This window comes from Cognatishimia sp. F0-27 (genome assembly GCF_020667845.1).
GTDB lineage: Bacteria > Pseudomonadota > Alphaproteobacteria > Rhodobacterales > Rhodobacteraceae > JAFMPQ01.
Map to the genome: position 1 here is coordinate 157,793 of NZ_JAFMPQ010000002.1, position 13,754 is coordinate 171,546.

Annotated in this window: 14 protein-coding genes; 7 read left to right on the forward strand and 7 right to left on the reverse strand. The window is 62.0% G+C overall.

Features of this window, described 5'->3' with window-relative positions; all coding sequences use genetic code 11:
* Positions 1-27: 27 nt before the first annotated feature.
* Genes J1C49_RS01895 through fliL form a run of 3 tightly spaced genes read right to left on the reverse strand, consistent with a single transcriptional unit; the run spans position 28 to position 1,566 of the window.
* Positions 28-690, reverse strand: a complete 663-nt coding sequence (locus J1C49_RS01895; protein WP_227444100.1) for a MotE family protein — start codon at positions 688-690, stop codon at positions 28-30.
* The gene (locus J1C49_RS01900; RefSeq protein WP_227444101.1) at positions 690-1,052 is read right to left on the reverse strand and encodes a hypothetical protein; all 363 of its coding nucleotides are present in this window, start codon (positions 1,050-1,052) and stop codon (positions 690-692) included. The genes J1C49_RS01895 and J1C49_RS01900 overlap by 1 nt, the downstream gene beginning before the upstream one ends.
* Positions 1,053-1,062: 10 nt before the next feature.
* Complete coding sequence (gene fliL / locus J1C49_RS01905) at positions 1,063-1,566, reverse strand: flagellar basal body-associated protein FliL (RefSeq protein WP_227444102.1); 504 nt, start codon at positions 1,564-1,566, stop codon at positions 1,063-1,065.
* A gap of 117 nt (positions 1,567-1,683) precedes the next feature.
* On the opposite strand from fliL, the gene fliF reads away from it, so the two are divergent.
* The 4 genes from fliF to fliP all read left to right on the forward strand — a co-directional run bounded on the left by fliF (position 1,684) and on the right by fliP (position 5,191).
* Positions 1,684-3,306, forward strand: coding sequence for a flagellar basal-body MS-ring/collar protein FliF (gene fliF / locus J1C49_RS01910; protein ID WP_227444103.1), 1,623 nt, complete (start codon positions 1,684-1,686; stop codon positions 3,304-3,306).
* Entirely contained in the window at positions 3,303-3,929 is a 627-nt protein-coding gene (locus J1C49_RS01915) for an ABC transporter ATP-binding protein (RefSeq protein WP_227444104.1), read from the forward strand. The genes fliF and J1C49_RS01915 overlap by 4 nt, the downstream gene beginning before the upstream one ends.
* Entirely contained in the window at positions 3,922-4,209 is a 288-nt protein-coding gene (locus J1C49_RS01920; RefSeq protein WP_227444105.1) for a FliM/FliN family flagellar motor switch protein, read from the forward strand. Before J1C49_RS01915 ends, J1C49_RS01920 begins: the two co-directional genes overlap by 8 nt.
* Positions 4,210-4,453: 244 nt before the next feature.
* Positions 4,454-5,191, forward strand: coding sequence for a flagellar type III secretion system pore protein FliP (gene fliP, locus J1C49_RS01925; RefSeq protein ID WP_370639360.1), 738 nt, complete (start codon positions 4,454-4,456; stop codon positions 5,189-5,191).
* Between the two features lie 38 nt (positions 5,192-5,229).
* Here fliP and J1C49_RS01930 read toward each other — a convergent pair whose 3' ends face one another.
* Entirely contained in the window at positions 5,230-6,189 is a 960-nt protein-coding gene (locus tag J1C49_RS01930) for an aldose epimerase family protein (RefSeq protein WP_227444106.1), read from the reverse strand.
* Between the two features lie 73 nt (positions 6,190-6,262).
* Between J1C49_RS01930 and J1C49_RS01935 the strand changes: the two genes are divergently transcribed.
* Complete coding sequence (locus J1C49_RS01935; RefSeq protein ID WP_227444107.1) at positions 6,263-7,489, forward strand: MFS transporter; 1,227 nt, start codon at positions 6,263-6,265, stop codon at positions 7,487-7,489.
* A gap of 762 nt (positions 7,490-8,251) precedes the next feature.
* Here the strand turns inward: J1C49_RS01935 and J1C49_RS01940 are convergent.
* Positions 8,252-9,172, reverse strand: a complete 921-nt coding sequence (locus tag J1C49_RS01940; RefSeq protein WP_227444192.1) for a rhodanese-related sulfurtransferase — start codon at positions 9,170-9,172, stop codon at positions 8,252-8,254.
* Between the two features lie 140 nt (positions 9,173-9,312).
* On the opposite strand from J1C49_RS01940, the gene pncA reads away from it, so the two are divergent.
* Complete coding sequence (pncA, locus tag J1C49_RS01945) at positions 9,313-9,906, forward strand: bifunctional nicotinamidase/pyrazinamidase (RefSeq protein ID WP_227444108.1); 594 nt, start codon at positions 9,313-9,315, stop codon at positions 9,904-9,906.
* A 73-nt stretch (positions 9,907-9,979) separates the two neighbouring features.
* Positions 9,980-11,272, forward strand: coding sequence for a nicotinate phosphoribosyltransferase (gene pncB / locus J1C49_RS01950; RefSeq protein WP_227444109.1), 1,293 nt, complete (start codon positions 9,980-9,982; stop codon positions 11,270-11,272).
* A 10-nt stretch (positions 11,273-11,282) separates the two neighbouring features.
* Here pncB and J1C49_RS01955 read toward each other — a convergent pair whose 3' ends face one another.
* Together J1C49_RS01955 and J1C49_RS01960 are read right to left on the reverse strand one after the other, a co-directional pair.
* A complete protein-coding gene (locus J1C49_RS01955; protein WP_227444110.1) occupies positions 11,283-12,401 on the reverse strand; it encodes an acyltransferase in 1,119 nt (372 codons plus the stop codon).
* 7 nt (positions 12,402-12,408) lie between these two features.
* Positions 12,409-13,464 carry a sterol desaturase family protein gene (locus J1C49_RS01960; protein WP_227444111.1) on the reverse strand — a complete coding sequence of 352 codons (1,056 nt, stop codon included), beginning with the start codon at positions 13,462-13,464 and terminating at the stop codon, positions 12,409-12,411.
* Positions 13,465-13,754 lie beyond the last annotated feature (290 nt).

A 13,754-nucleotide genomic window follows, 5' to 3' on the forward strand; every position in this document is an offset into this window, starting at 1 on the left:
TGAACGACCGCTCTACAACATGGTCGATCACTTGGGAACATCGGCGTGTCGGCCGGCAAGCAACACACTGAACGAATAAGCGGTTCGAGGATCAAGGCCTGCCATGATCGCCGCGGCGGCCTCAGGGCGCATCCTGCCGAGGAACCCGGCCGCAAATTCCGGTTCCATTTCTGCGAAAAGCGCAGCCGCCTGCTTCGGTTTCATGTTTGCATATACATTCGTGAGTTGCTCGATATCGCGGTCAGAAGCCCCGCGCGCAAAGGACAGTGTCTCACGCAGCCGATTTTCCGCTTCGGTAAGCTGCACCAACTTTTCATCAATTTCGCGTTCCGCGAGTCGTAGTGCCTGCATCCGCATCTTGATGTCCATCTCCAGCTTGTTCACGCGGGCTTCTCGTGTTTGCAAAGCCTCCAGTAACGCGCGAAGCTCGGGGCGGGTAACTCTTTGTACCTCTACGACCGTTTGGGTTTGCTCTTCGGTCTGCACGACCTCCTGGACAACGCTGTCTTCTTCTGTCCCTTCGCGCGCAAAGGCTTCGCTGGCACCGGTTGTCAGTCGGAGCACGCCCGATGCAATCAACAGAATGCCAACGGTGGCAAGTGTTCCTTTGGCTCTTGCCCGAATGGTTTTTTTGCGGCGCGGCTTGGGGGTGCTGCGCGGGGCGGATTTCGGTTTTTTCGCAGGGACCATCAGAAGCCTCCGCTTCTCGGATGGCGGACAAACACGGTATCCTTAGGCTGTCTGGGAGATTGCTCCGAAGCGCCATGGGCGGGCAAGTCATGCATGGAAGCCATCATGAGTTCCAGCCTTCGCGCGACTTCTTCAGCGCGCTCGGTGAGTTCATTGAGCGACTCACTCGACTGTCCGGCTTGGGTTTGCGCCTTGGTCAGAGCCTTGGAAAGGTCATCCACCTGGGCTGACAAGACGGCGACCGCCCCGCCCACACCGTTTTCCAGATCTGTAAAGCGGGTAAGGCGCCGCGAGAGAATAAAGCAGTAGAAACCCGCACCCAGCGCTCCCGCGACCAATAATATATCTGCTATCAGGTCCATGGTGATCCCTTCACGTCAAAACAAATTCAAGAACGAGAAGATCCCGAACGCGACCGGGGCCAGCGATATACCGCATCCTGCTCAGAAGTTGCGCGCGGACACGTATGAGAGCCGCGGTATCTTCAAAATCCTTTCCCTCCAGCGCGCGCAAATAGCCGTTCATGACATTCTGAATCCGCGGCATGATCTTGGTAACTTCAGATTCAAATTGTGCCGGAACTTCGAGGCTCGCACGGAACCGAAGATGAGTCATTGAGACAGGCTTGGTCAAAGTGACGGTTAACGGAGGTATCTCCACGAAGGCGAAATCATCCAAATCCGAAGCAGCGCCTGGTTCGGCTGGTTTTTCTGCAGCATCGGCGACCGGCTGTCCGATCAATGTATCGAGGGCGCCCATCTGAACGGCCATGAATCCTCCAGCCCCGCCCGCAATCGCAAGAACCAGCCCGATTATCAGCGGCAGCTTCGATTTTTTTGGTGGCTCTGTTTCTGCCACGTCGGCGTCGTTTGACATTGCTAACCTCTTTCTGGGTCGACGCGGCCATATAAGCGCAAATCAGCTAACCGATTATTAAGCCGCGTCGGTCAGGGTGGTCTTTGCCAAGCAGAATGTTTGTGGCGGAGGACGATCTTGCAGAATTTGATTTCAGTATGGAACGCTTTGGCGATTCAACAGCGTGTGGTGGTGGTCGCAGCCAGCATCGGTGTCATGTTCGCGGTGTGGGGACTCACACGCATGGCCACTGCGCCGAATCTCGCTTTGCTGTATGCGGGGCTTGAAAACGGTGCAGCCGGTGATGTGGTGCAGGCGTTGGAAAGCCGTGGTGTTGAATATGCGATTCGAGGCGGGGCGATTTTCGTACCCGAAACCGAGCGCGATGAATTGAGACTCACTCTCGCCAGCGAGGGTTTGCCCGCGAACAGTGGTCACGGCTACGAATTGCTGGACGATCTGTCGGGTTTTGGCACCACATCGCAGATGTTCGACGCCGCCTATTGGCGTGCCAAAGAGGGTGAGCTCGCGCGCACCATAGTCGCCAACCCTTCCGTGCTTGCGGCACGGGTCCATATCGCGAATACGTCGTCCAATCCGTTTCAGCGCGATGTCACGCCGACTGCGTCTATTTCTGTCACGCCGGTTTCCGGGGTCGTGCAACCTCAGCAAGCCCGCGCTCTCAAGTTTCTTGTCGCCTCCGCCGTGCCCGGACTGGTTCCGGAAAACGTGGCTGTGATCGACGGGAAAGGTGGCCTTGTCGCAAGCGATGAGGATGGGATCGGCGCCGCATCGGCGGAGAACAAGGCCCTCGAGTTGCGGGATCGGGTTCAACGGTTGGTGGAAGCGCGCGTGGGGGCCGGAAATGCCGTTGTCGAGGTCAGCGTAGACACTGTTACGGAGACGGAATCCATCCTCGAGCGGCGATTCGATCCTGAAAGTCGCGTGGCAATCTCCACCGATACGGAAGAGCGAACCGATAATTCACAAGATACCGCAGGGGGCGATGTGACGGTCGCGTCGAATCTTCCCGATGGCGAAGCCGGTGGGGGCGGTGAGGGCGGACGGTCCAATTCCACTGAAACACGGGAGCGTGTGAACTATGAAGTCTCTGAAACGACGCGAGAAATCACCCGTTCGCCCGGTGCAATACGCCGGCTGACCGTTGCCGTTCTCGTCAATGGAAGCTTTGCGCCCAATGAAGCCGGCGAGCCAACTTTCCAACCGGTGCCACAGGAAGAGCTGGATGCTTTGCAGGCGCTCGTGCAGTCAGCTGTCGGGTTCGATGAGGAGCGTGGGGACCAGATCACGATCCGATCCTTGGCGTTCGAACGGGCTGAAGGACTGGGCACAGGCCCCATTGAACCCGGGCTTTTCCAAGGTGCAATCGATACGATGAAGCTCATTCAGATGGGGGTATTGGGATTTGTAGCCCTCCTATTAGGGCTGTTTGTTCTCCGCCCGATTCTGGCAGGCAATGCCCGGAAGTCCGAAGAGGTGGTTGCAGGTGCGTTACCCGGACCGGCTGAAGCCGGACCGCAGAGTGCGCCGCTGGAAGGAGAGATCGAACCCGAAGACGGCTTTGGCGATCTGCCGATGCTTGTCGGAGACAATGACTTCGGCGGGATGGGGACAGTCGATTTTGACGCTCCCGCAGAAGAGGACCCCGTCGATCGTTTGCGCTCCCTGATCGAGGAACGAAAGACGGAAACCGTGGAGATTCTTCGCAGTTGGCTTGATGACAAGGAGGAGGCCCGATGAAGGGACTGGCCGCCGTTCTCGAAGACTTCAGCGCCCCGCAAACGGCGGTTTCAGACGGCATTGAAGCCGTCCCCGCGGCTGGTGAAGCCATGAGTGAGGTCGAACTTGAGGGGCATCGGCTCGAAGCCTTCGAAAAAGGATACAGGGCGGGTTGGGATGACGCCATTGCTGCGCAATCCGATGACCACACCCGGATTTCGAGTGCCTTCGGGCAGCATCTTCAGGATCTCTCCTTCACCTATCATGAAGCCTACAGCCGCGTGATGAATGCGATGACACCGTTGCTCGAGGAAATGGTGCGCGTGGTGCTGCCGCAAACGGCCCACGCGGTTCTTGGGCAGCATCTTGTCGAACAAGTGCAGACACTGGCACGAGAAATCGGCCAGCTTGAAGTCGAGATTGCGGTTGCCCCCGCCAATGTCGAGCCGGTGGCGCCGCTCCTTGAGGGGCAGTTCGGCTTTCCCGTTCGGCTGGTTGAAGACGAAACCCTGTCCGATGAACAGGCCGATATTCGCTTCGGAACGACCGAAAAGCAGATCGATCTCGGTGCCCTGCTGGAAACCGTAAAAGATGCGGTCGAAGGCTTCACACATGAAAACCAAAGGAGTGTGGTTAATGAATGAGACGCAGGAGCGCCCCGCACGCGACACAAGTGACGCCTTCAATGCGGTTCCGATCGAAATCACGGTTTCCGTTGGGAGGGCCCGCCCACTCGTGCGTGAATTGCTGCAGCTTGAAGAGGGCAGCGTGCTCACTCTGGACAAGCGTCTTGAGGATCCCGTGGAGCTGTTTGTCGGCGAAAAGCTGATTGGTGTCGGCGTTCTCGAAGTTGCCGAAGGCGACGGACAGAACCGTCTTGCGGTCCGGTTGACCGGGGTCTCAGACATCCAGAACCCATCCTGAAAACACCATGATGGGATCATGCATGGCACAACGGATCGAGCTTCGTCATTCCGCATTAAGGTTAATCGGAAATAAGGTTAGCGAAAATCGGCAAGCTGATGCGCGACATCAAACGGTCATCTTGCTTTGCTCTTGGTTGGGAGCGCGCTGGGTCAGTCAACCACATCGCACGAAGCTTCCGGCGAGGACGAGGTCACTCTCCGGCTGTGTTGGGCCACGTCATGATGGCTCACTTGCGGCTTTGCTGTTCAGGCAGAGCGCGCTTGTCTTGGCGGTCCTCCTCGGGGTGCTGTGTTTCGCAGAGCCCGCGCAAGCGCAATCCGTGTCGTTTGATCTCGGTGACGGAGGCTCGATAACCGCGACCTCGATACAGCTGATTGCGTTGATTACGGTGCTTAGCCTCGCGCCGGGGATCGCAATCATGATCACCTGTTTTCCGTTTATCGTAACGGTCTTTGCCATTCTGCGGCAGGCCGTTGGATTGCAGCAGTCGCCGCCCAACATGATGATCGTCAGTCTCGCGCTTTTCCTGACGTTTTTCGTCATGGAGCCGGTGTTCATAGAAGCGTGGACAAACGGTGTGCAACCGCTCCTCGACGAAGAGCTTGCCATCGAGGAAGCGGCGCTACGGGTCCTCGACCCGTTCCGCGTGTTCATGGCGGGCCGCACCGACCCGGACACGTTTCGCGCCATGGCCGATCTCCGGCCCGATGCAGCAACTCTCGAACTGGAACCCGAAACATCATTGGCTGTTCTCGTGCCAAGCTTCATGCTCTCGGAGATCGCCCGCGCTTTTCAAGTCGGCTTCCTGATCTTCTTGCCGTTTCTCGTGATTGATCTGGTTGTTGCCGCGGTGCTGATGTCCATGGGCATGATGATGGTGCCGCCTGCGATCGTGTCTTTGCCTTTCAAACTCGCCTTCTTTGTGCTCGCCGATGGTTGGGCCCTGTTGGCGGGCAGTCTTGTACGGGGGTATTTCTGATCTTGCAGACGGAGCCATGACGGTATGCAAAGGCTTGCTCAGGGAGTGACCCGTGGAGCAATCTCAATCGTGGTGCGCTGCCGATAGGGATGATCGGGTGTATAGAGGACAGACCCGAAATCGGGTCGGTTGGGCGCATTGGGAAAATCCTGCGCCTCAAGGCAGATGCCGCTGTAGGGCTGGTGTGACTGGCCGGGCAATGGCTGGTGCGTCTGCTCAAGCCCATTGGCCGTGTAGATCTGGAGGCCCGGTCGATCAGTCCATAATCGCAAGTCTAGATCGTTATGAGTGAGCACCGCGGCAGGACCGGAGCCACGATTAAGGGCATAATTCAGATCGTATCCGACGGCATCGGGATCCTGCGTGCAGAGCGGGGTCGGTTCGCGAAAATCGAAGCGTGACCCGTCCACCGCCATCCGTTCGCCGGTTGGAAGGCCCAAATCGTCTGTCGGGGTGCAGTCATCCGCGTCAACCAGAAGCGTGTGGCTGCGCACCGGTCCCGCGCCAGAAAGGTTGAAATAGAGGTGCTGGCCGTAGTTGAGGATCGTTTTGCGATCCACCTGTGCCGCGATGTCATAGGTAAGTCGATAACCATCAAGCCTAAGCGTGACCGAAGTGTCGACATCCCCGGGATAACCCTGATCGAGATGGGGAGAATGCAAGCTGAGCACGGCTTGCGTGGCATCGTGGCTGACAACCGTCCAGTTCCTCCAGGCGGCACCGCGCGGTCCACCATGGAGATGATGCGGGGGCAGGTTCGCAGGCAATCGCCAGGTCTGACCGTCGAGGTCAAACCGCGCGCCGCCGATCCGGTTGATGACCCGCCCGCAAATCGCCCCCATGCAGGCAGGGTTTTCGCGGTAAGCCTCCGGATTGGCATAACCCAAAACAACGGAACGTCCGTGAACGCGCCACTCCTGCACGGAACAGCCCATGGACAGTAGCGTGATTTCAACGCTCTCGTTTCTGAGGCGGATAGTCTTGATGGGATCGGTCACAGGGACTCCGGAACAGCGAGATTGGAACAGTTTGGCACTATCGGCGGTCGGCGACGCGCTCTAGTCTGCTCATATGGTACAGGATAGCTCCATTCTTGACAGCCGATACAGTTGGGGGCGGTTGCTTTTGACGCTTGGCATCGCGGTGCTGGGCAATATCGGGATGTGGGTCATCACCGTGACACTGCCGGAGGTGCAGGCGGAGTTCGGCGCGACCCGCGCCGAGGCGGCGCTGGCTTACTCGACAACCATGATCGGATTTGCTCTCGGGAACCTGTTTTTGGGGCGCGCAGTCGACCGTTTCGGCATCACGGCAACGCTGACGGGGGCGGCCCTTCTGATCGCCGCGGGATACGGGGCGGCAGCGCTCGCGCCGTCGATCCTCGTGCTGAGCCTCGTTCAGCTTGCCATCGGGTTTGGCACCGCCTCCTGTTTCGGACCGCTGATCGCGGATATCTCGCAATGGTTCTTGCGCAAACGGGGAATTGCGGTGGCGATTGCAGCCTCGGGGAATTACCTGTCCGGAGCGATTTGGCCCCCGATCCTGGCGGCCTATGCCGGCGATGATGGCTGGCGAAGCATGTATATCCTTCTGGCTTTGTTGACTATTTTCGGCCTGCTTCCGCTTTCGCAGCTTCTGCGTCGGCGGGTGCCGGAAGATGCGATGATGCGCTCGGACGCGGCGCAGCAAGCGCGGTCCGCGCAAAGCGGGTTCACGCCGCGGCAACTGCAATGGCTGTTGGGGTTGGCCGGGATCGGCTGCTGCGTGGCGATGTCCATGCCGCAGGTTCATATCGTGGCGCTCTGCGTCGATCTCGGATTTGGCGCTGCGGTCGGGGCAGAGATGCTGTCGTTGATGTTGCTCGGTGGGGTTGCGTCCCGACTGGTCTCGGGATGGTTGGCGGATCGGCTCGGTGGCGTGGCAACCCTGCTGATCGGATCGACCCTTCAAGCGCTTGCACTGTTTCTCTACCTTCCGGCGGGAGGGCTGGTAAGCCTTTACGTTGTAAGCCTTATTTTTGGCCTCAGCCAAGGTGGAATCGTGCCGTCCTATGCGGTGATCGTGCGGGAATACATGCCCGCACGGGAGGCGGGACAGCGCGTGGGGTTCGTGATGATGATGACCATCCTCGGGATGGCGCTGGGCGGCTGGCTCAGCGGCGCGATCTTTGACTGGACCGGCAGTTATGAATGGGCCTTCATCAACGGCATTGTCTGGAACGGGCTCAACATCGCGATCATGGTGATGCTTCTGACCCGTGGGCGGCGCGGCAGTGCGCCCACGTTGCGCCCTGCCTGACGGCGCATTCGCAGGAGCGTTTCGGGCATGCACAACCTATGCACAAACCATGCACATTCCATGCGCATGCGCTGTGTGCATCAAGCAAGGCACACTCCCGTCCGGCAAGGCAAAAAAGACGTGGTTGAACCGATACCAACCCTGCGGCGCGCAGTGCGTGACCGGGTGGTGCAGAGTGGATGCGCGTGCCTTTCGGGAAGGACGGAGGACGCGCAGGGCGGGAATCGAGAGGCGGCCGGCGTCGAGAATTGGGAGCCGGGGTAGTCAGCGAGAGGTTGTGGAGGCTCCGCTGCGCGGGCGTCGAGAGGTGGCCGGTGTCGAGACGTGGGAGCCGGGGCAGCCAGTAAGAGGTTGCCGAGGCTCCGCTGCGCGGGCGTCGAGAGGCAGCCAGTGGCGAGACGTGGGAGCCGAGGCAGACAGCGAGAGGTTGCCGAGGCTCCACTGGGCGGGCGGTGAGGGCTAGCCGGTGACGAGGGTTTGTCGAGGTGTGCAGGACGGGTGGCGAGAGGCAACCGGCGGCGACAGGTGGCGGAGGATGCGCAGGGCTGGTGGCATCAGGTGGCTGGCGGCGAGAAGTACCCGAGGGTGTGCGACGCTGGCGGCGAAAGGTGTCGGGCGGTGAGAAGTGACACAAGGGGGCCGATGGCGGGCGCCCGGCCAAGGGTTCCGCAGATTTTAGCCGGGCCGGACCTCCGTGACGCCCGACGGTGCCGATTGGCCTCGGGGTCGGGATGACCACGAGGCGGAGCATCGCGTGCGGCGTTATTCGGTGTCGGTGACGTCGGCATGCAGGTGCCGTTCGCCACGCGCGCGGGCCAGCGCGATCTGACGGGCGCGTTCGCGAAAGCGCTCCTTGTCGTCCTCGGTGGTTTCGTCGGCGCAAAGGTGACAGGCGACGCCATCCTCGAATTCCGGGCGGCTGCGGTCTTGCGGCAGGATCGGGCGGCGGCACGCGTGGCACAGCTCGTGTGGCCCTTCGCGCAGGCCATGGCCCACCGACACGCGCCCGTCAAACACGAAGCAGTCGCCTTGCCACGTGCTGTCCTGTTCCGGCACCTCTTCGAGATATTTCAAAATCCCGCCTTCGAGATGGTATACCTCTTCGACGCCTTGGCTCAGCAGGTAGTTGGTGGATTTCTCGCAGCGGATGCCGCCGGTGCAAAACATCGCGACGCGCTGGTTGGCAAAGCGGTGCTTGTTGGCGTCCCACCATGCCGGGAAATCCCGGAAGCTTTCCGTGCCGGGATCAATCGCGCCTTCAAACGTGCCGATGGCGGTCTCGTAGCTGTTGCGGGTGTCGATCACCGCCACGTCCGGCGCGGTGATCAGCGCGTTCCAGTCAGCGGGTTTGACGTAATGGCCGGTGCGCGCCCGCGGGTCGACATCCGGGACACCCATGGTGACGATTTCACGCTTGAGCCGCACTTTCATCCGGGCAAAGGGGCGCTGCTCGGCAGTGGACAGCTTCCACGTGATGTCGGCGCATCCCGGAAGCCCCCGGATATGGGCCAGCACCGCGTCGATCCCAGCGCGCGGCCCGGCGATGGTGCCGTTGATGCCTTCGCGGGCCAGCAGCAGCGTGCCGGTCACGGCCTCGGCGCGGCACAGCTCCAGAAGCGGCGCGCGCAGCGCTGCCGGATCCTCGAAGCGGGTGAAGTGATACAGGGCACAAACGGTCAGCATGGTCGCGGACATAATGCGACGATCGGGCACCGCGCAAGGGGCGCGGGTGTCGCGGCCTTGTCTTGCGGACGCTTGACCCCGCCGGGCAAGGCGGGAAAGAGTGCAGGAACCGTACCGCCTCCACGAAGGAAACACCGCCGATGCATGCCCTGATCGTGATCGATATCCAGAACGATTTCTGCCCCGGTGGCGCGCTGGCCGTCGCGGAGGGTGACGCCATTGTGCCGGGTGTGAATGCGCTCATGCGTGAGGCCGACGCGGTGGTGCTGACGCAGGATTGGCATCCGGCTGGCCATTCCTCCTTTGCTTCGGCCCATGCCGGGCACGCGCCGATGGCGTTGATCGAGATGCCTTATGGCCCGCAGGTGCTTTGGCCCGATCATTGCGTGCAGGGCAGCCGGGGCGCGGCGTTTCACCCCGATCTTGACGCGGACCGGGCGGAGATGATTGTCCGGAAGGGGTTTCGGCCGGCGATTGACAGCTACTCGGCGTTTTTCGAGAACGATCACACGACCCCGACCGGGCTTGACGGCTATCTGCGCACGCGGGGGATCGACCGGCTGACCATGGTCGGTCTCGCGACGGATTTCTGTGTGCATTACTCCGCCGTGGACGCGGCGCGGCTTGGCTTTGCGGTGACGGTGCGTGAGGATCTGTGCCGCGCGATCGACCTTGACGGATCGCTTGACGCGGCGCGCGCCGCCATGCGCGCGGCCGGTGTCACGCTTGCATAACGGCGGCACGCACTGTTTAACACAGTCCACCGCCCGCGTGTGATCAGGGCCTTATCGACACCGGAGGCCGCAGATGGTCGATATCGCAACCCGCGTCTGGAACCACAAATGGAAGATCGACCCCATCGTGCGGTCGCTCATCGACACGGATTTCTACAAGCTCTTGATGTGCCAGTCGGTGTTTCGCAACAAGCGGGACACGCAGGTGACGTTCTCGCTCATCAACCGGTCCAAGGACGTGCCGCTGGCGCGGCTGATCGACGAGGGAGAGCTGCGCGAACAACTCGACCACATCCGCAGCCTGAGCCTGAAGCGCAACGAAAGCACCTGGCTGCGCGGAAACACGTTTTATGGCAAGCGACAGATGTTCCGCCCGGATTTCATGGAGTGGTTCGAGGGGTTGCGGCTGCCGCCCTACCATCTGGAGCGGGTGGGGGATCAATACGAGCTGACCTTCGAGGGCGCGTGGCCGGAAGTGATGCTTTGGGAGATCCCGGCTCTTGCGGTGCTGATGGAACTGCGCGGGCGCGCGGTTCTGGGCGATATGGGGCGTTTCGAGCTGCAGGTGCTCTATGCGCGGGCGATGACCAAGCTGTGGGAAAAGATCGAGCGGCTGCGCGAGGTGCCGGCGCTCAGGATCGCGGATTTCGGCACGCGTCGGCGGCATTCCTTCCTGTGGCAGGATTGGTGCGTGCAGGCGATGCTGGAAGGGCTGGGTGACAGTTTTGTCGGCACATCCAATTGCCTGATCGCGAAGAACCGCGACCTCGAGGCGATCGGCACCAATGCGCATGAATTGCCGATGGTCTATGCCGCGCTGGCCGAGGACGACACCGCCTTGGCTCAGGCGCCCTATGACGTGCTGGCCGATTGGCAAGAAGAGCACGAGGGCAATCTGCGGATCATCCTGCCGGATACCTACGGGACGGACGGGTTCTTGCGCAAAGCGCCGGACTGGCTCGCGGGTTGGACGGGGGTTCGCATCGACAGCGGCGATCCGGCGGAAGGTGCGGAGCGTGCGATTGCGTGGTGGAAGGCGCGCGGGGAGGATCCGCGCGACAAGCTGGTGATCTTTTCCGACGGGCTCAGCGAGGAGAAGATCCTGACCCTGCAACACCAGTTTGCCGGGCGGGTGCGGGTCAGCTTTGGCTGGGGCACGCTGTTGACCAATGATTTCCGTGGGCTGACGGCGGATGACCGGCTGGCGCCGTTCAGCCTTGTGTGCAAGGCGGTTGCGGCCAATGGGCGGCCGACGGTGAAGCTGTCGGACAACCCGGCCAAGGCCATGGGTCCGGAGGACCAGATCGCCCGGTACAAGCGCGTCTTTGGCGTTGGCGAGCAGACGCATATGGACGTGGTGGTCTGATCCGGGCGGCTCAGACCCGGGCCGGGGCCGGTTTGTCGCGGGGCACCGGCGCGCGTCGTCCGAGCCGTGCGCGCAGAGCCTTGCGCAGCGCGGGCAAGGGCCGCTCGAACAGCGCGGCGAAGGCGTAGCAGACCAGGAGCGTGCAGGCCAGCAGCAGCGCATCGCCGAGGAGCCCGTCGGTATTTGAGGCGAGGACCGGGCGCAGGATCTGCAGCACGGGATAATGCACGAGGTAGAGCGAGAAGCTGCCCCCGGCGAGCCAGCGGATCGCGTCGCTGCGCATGCGGGCGTGATGTGCCATCAGGCCGGCCATGCCCCAGATCTGTCCCGTGACCATCGCGCCGAGCAGCGCGTTCCAGACGAATTCGTCAGAAAAGCCGAACCCATAGGTATGCGGCAGGCCGAGCAGCCCGGCGCTGAGATCGGTGAGCCCCTGTGGCAGGCCATTGGCCAGAGCCAGCGCGTAGAACACCGGCATACCGAGCGCGAGGGCAGCGGCATTGGTCGGGTTGGGCAGGCGGCCCGCCTCGATCCGGTGCCAGAGCCAGACGCCCATCAGCCATGCGGGCATGAGCAGGAGAACCTTCGGGCCGATGGCGAGCACGGCCAGTGCCATGAGACCGAGGCGGCGCGGGCCGGACGTCCAGAGCCAGAGCGCGAAGAGCAGGTAGAACGCGGCTTCGTAGCTCAGCGACCACCACGGGCCGTTGGTGCCGAGACGCACCATGTCCGTGCCCCATTGGGAGGTGAAGCTGAGCCCGTACCAGAAGGTTTCTGCCAGACCGAGCGGATGATACCACCAGCCGTCGTAATAGGCCGGATAGGCCGCTGCGCCGTAGCGGTCGAGGATCAGGGTGAGCACCAGCGCGGGGATCGCAACCGACCACAGCCGTGTCAGGCGCTGAAAGGCAAACCGCGATGCGGTTTTGTCCTTGGTCTGGGCCGCGAAGGCCACCACAAGGCCAGAAAGGACGAAGAAGATCACCACCGCGTCCGATCCGAGATTGAGTTCGCGGATCCAGATCCAGCGGCCTTCGGTGAAGCGCGGATAGGCCCAGTGCGACAGCAGCACCACCAGCGCCGCGCCGAAGCGCAGCGCGTCGAGGTAGAGGGAAAATCCGCGGTTCATGGGTTTTTTACTCCGCCGGGTGGATCGTGGTTGCGCCCCCAGGCACGGCGTCTGCGCGCCGCGCGGCTTTTTGGGCGGCGTCTTGCGCAGGGGGGGTCGGGGCACCGGATACGGCGTCTTCGCGCCGCGCGGCTTTTGAGCGGGCCGGGCGCAGGGTGGCCAGCGAGCTCTGGATCGGCTCGATGAGCGCGGTCATCAGGGTCGGGTGCGGCTGTGCGACCCGGTTGCCTTCCGCATCGCCGATCCCGAAGCGCAGGTCTTCGCGGTCCGACGTCAGGTAGAGCGTGCCGAACATCCAGTCCCAGATCGCCAGCACCTCGCCGTAGTTCTTGTTGTAATGCCGGAGTTCGGAGGAGTGATGCACCTGGTGCTGGGCGGGGGAAATGAAGATATGTTCCCACCGGCGACCGAAGCTCAGCCAGACATGGCTGTGGCGCAGGTTCGCGGTGACCGCGTTGAAGGCAAAGTAAAAGACATTGACCCCGGCGATGAGCGCCACCGAGAGGTCGGTGACAAGAAATGACAGCAGGACGCCCTGTGCCACACCGAGGATCACGCCCTTGGCCGTCGAGGAGATCAGGTCGTAGATCGGATGTTTGCGGTAGACGGTGATCGGGGTCATCACCTCTGCCGAGTGATGCACCGCGTGGAACGGCCAGAGCGTCGGGTGTTCATGGTGCACGCGGTGCACCCAGTAAACGGTGAAGTCATTGGCCAGCAACACGATCAGCGCGATCCAGACCGGCGAGAGGGTGGCAGGTTCGGTCACCGTGCCGCCGGCGAAGCCGACGATCAGCGACGCGATGGCGACGGTCACGGCGACTTTCTGGAACGCGCCCAGAAGGGTGAGAATGCGGCCCACGGCAAAAAGCTGGATATCGACCAGATGCGAGCGGTGGAAATAGATGTCGCGGGGAAAGAGCCAGCGCCAGAAGCTTCCGGTTTCGCGCTGCTTGCGCCACACCCAGTAGGCCAGAATGATCATCCCGGGCAGGTAGAACGGCGCGATGCGCAGCGAAGGGTGGGCGATGGTGGCCTGGAAAAAGGCGAAGATGTCCTGCATGGGATCAGGCTCCGGAATTGGTGACGTCTGCTCGGGCGCGGTCTTGTCGCCGCGCTTTGGGTCCGGTCTCGAGAGCTAGGCCGGGTTTTCGGCAGGATTGAGGCGAGAGCGGGGCGGTTTGGCGCTGCGCCGCGCGGTCGGCGGCGCGACCGGGACGGGACACGCGGGCGGTGGGCGGGCTTGCTGGCGGTGGGTGCGCGGCGCTGGCGGTGGCTTGGGGGCGCTGCCCCCGTCTTTGCAAGCAAAGACTCCCCCGGGATATTTCAGGCCCAAAGAAACCGGGGGAGATC

Bases quoted from the DNA above. Each gene is read 5' to 3' on its own strand.
- J1C49_RS01935 (WP_227444107.1), top strand. From the start codon at position 6,263: ATGGTACAGGATAGCTCCATTCTTGACAGCCGATACAGTTGGGGGCGG.
- pncA (WP_227444108.1), top strand. From the start codon at position 9,313: ATGCATGCCCTGATCGTGATCGATATCCAGAACGATTTCTGCCCCGGT.
- fliL (WP_227444102.1), bottom strand. From the start codon at position 1,566: ATGTCAAACGACGCCGACGTGGCAGAAACAGAGCCACCAAAAAAATCG.
- J1C49_RS01900 (WP_227444101.1), bottom strand. From the start codon at position 1,052: ATGGACCTGATAGCAGATATATTATTGGTCGCGGGAGCGCTGGGTGCG.
- J1C49_RS01960 (WP_227444111.1), bottom strand. From the start codon at position 13,464: ATGCAGGACATCTTCGCCTTTTTCCAGGCCACCATCGCCCACCCTTCG.
- J1C49_RS01915 (WP_227444104.1), top strand. From the start codon at position 3,303: ATGAAGGGACTGGCCGCCGTTCTCGAAGACTTCAGCGCCCCGCAAACG.
- J1C49_RS01920 (WP_227444105.1), top strand. From the start codon at position 3,922: ATGAATGAGACGCAGGAGCGCCCCGCACGCGACACAAGTGACGCCTTC.
- J1C49_RS01895 (WP_227444100.1), bottom strand. From the start codon at position 690: ATGGTCCCTGCGAAAAAACCGAAATCCGCCCCGCGCAGCACCCCCAAG.
- pncB (WP_227444109.1), top strand. From the start codon at position 9,980: ATGGTCGATATCGCAACCCGCGTCTGGAACCACAAATGGAAGATCGAC.
- J1C49_RS01940 (WP_227444192.1), bottom strand. From the start codon at position 9,172: ATGCTGACCGTTTGTGCCCTGTATCACTTCACCCGCTTCGAGGATCCG.
- J1C49_RS01955 (WP_227444110.1), bottom strand. From the start codon at position 12,401: ATGAACCGCGGATTTTCCCTCTACCTCGACGCGCTGCGCTTCGGCGCG.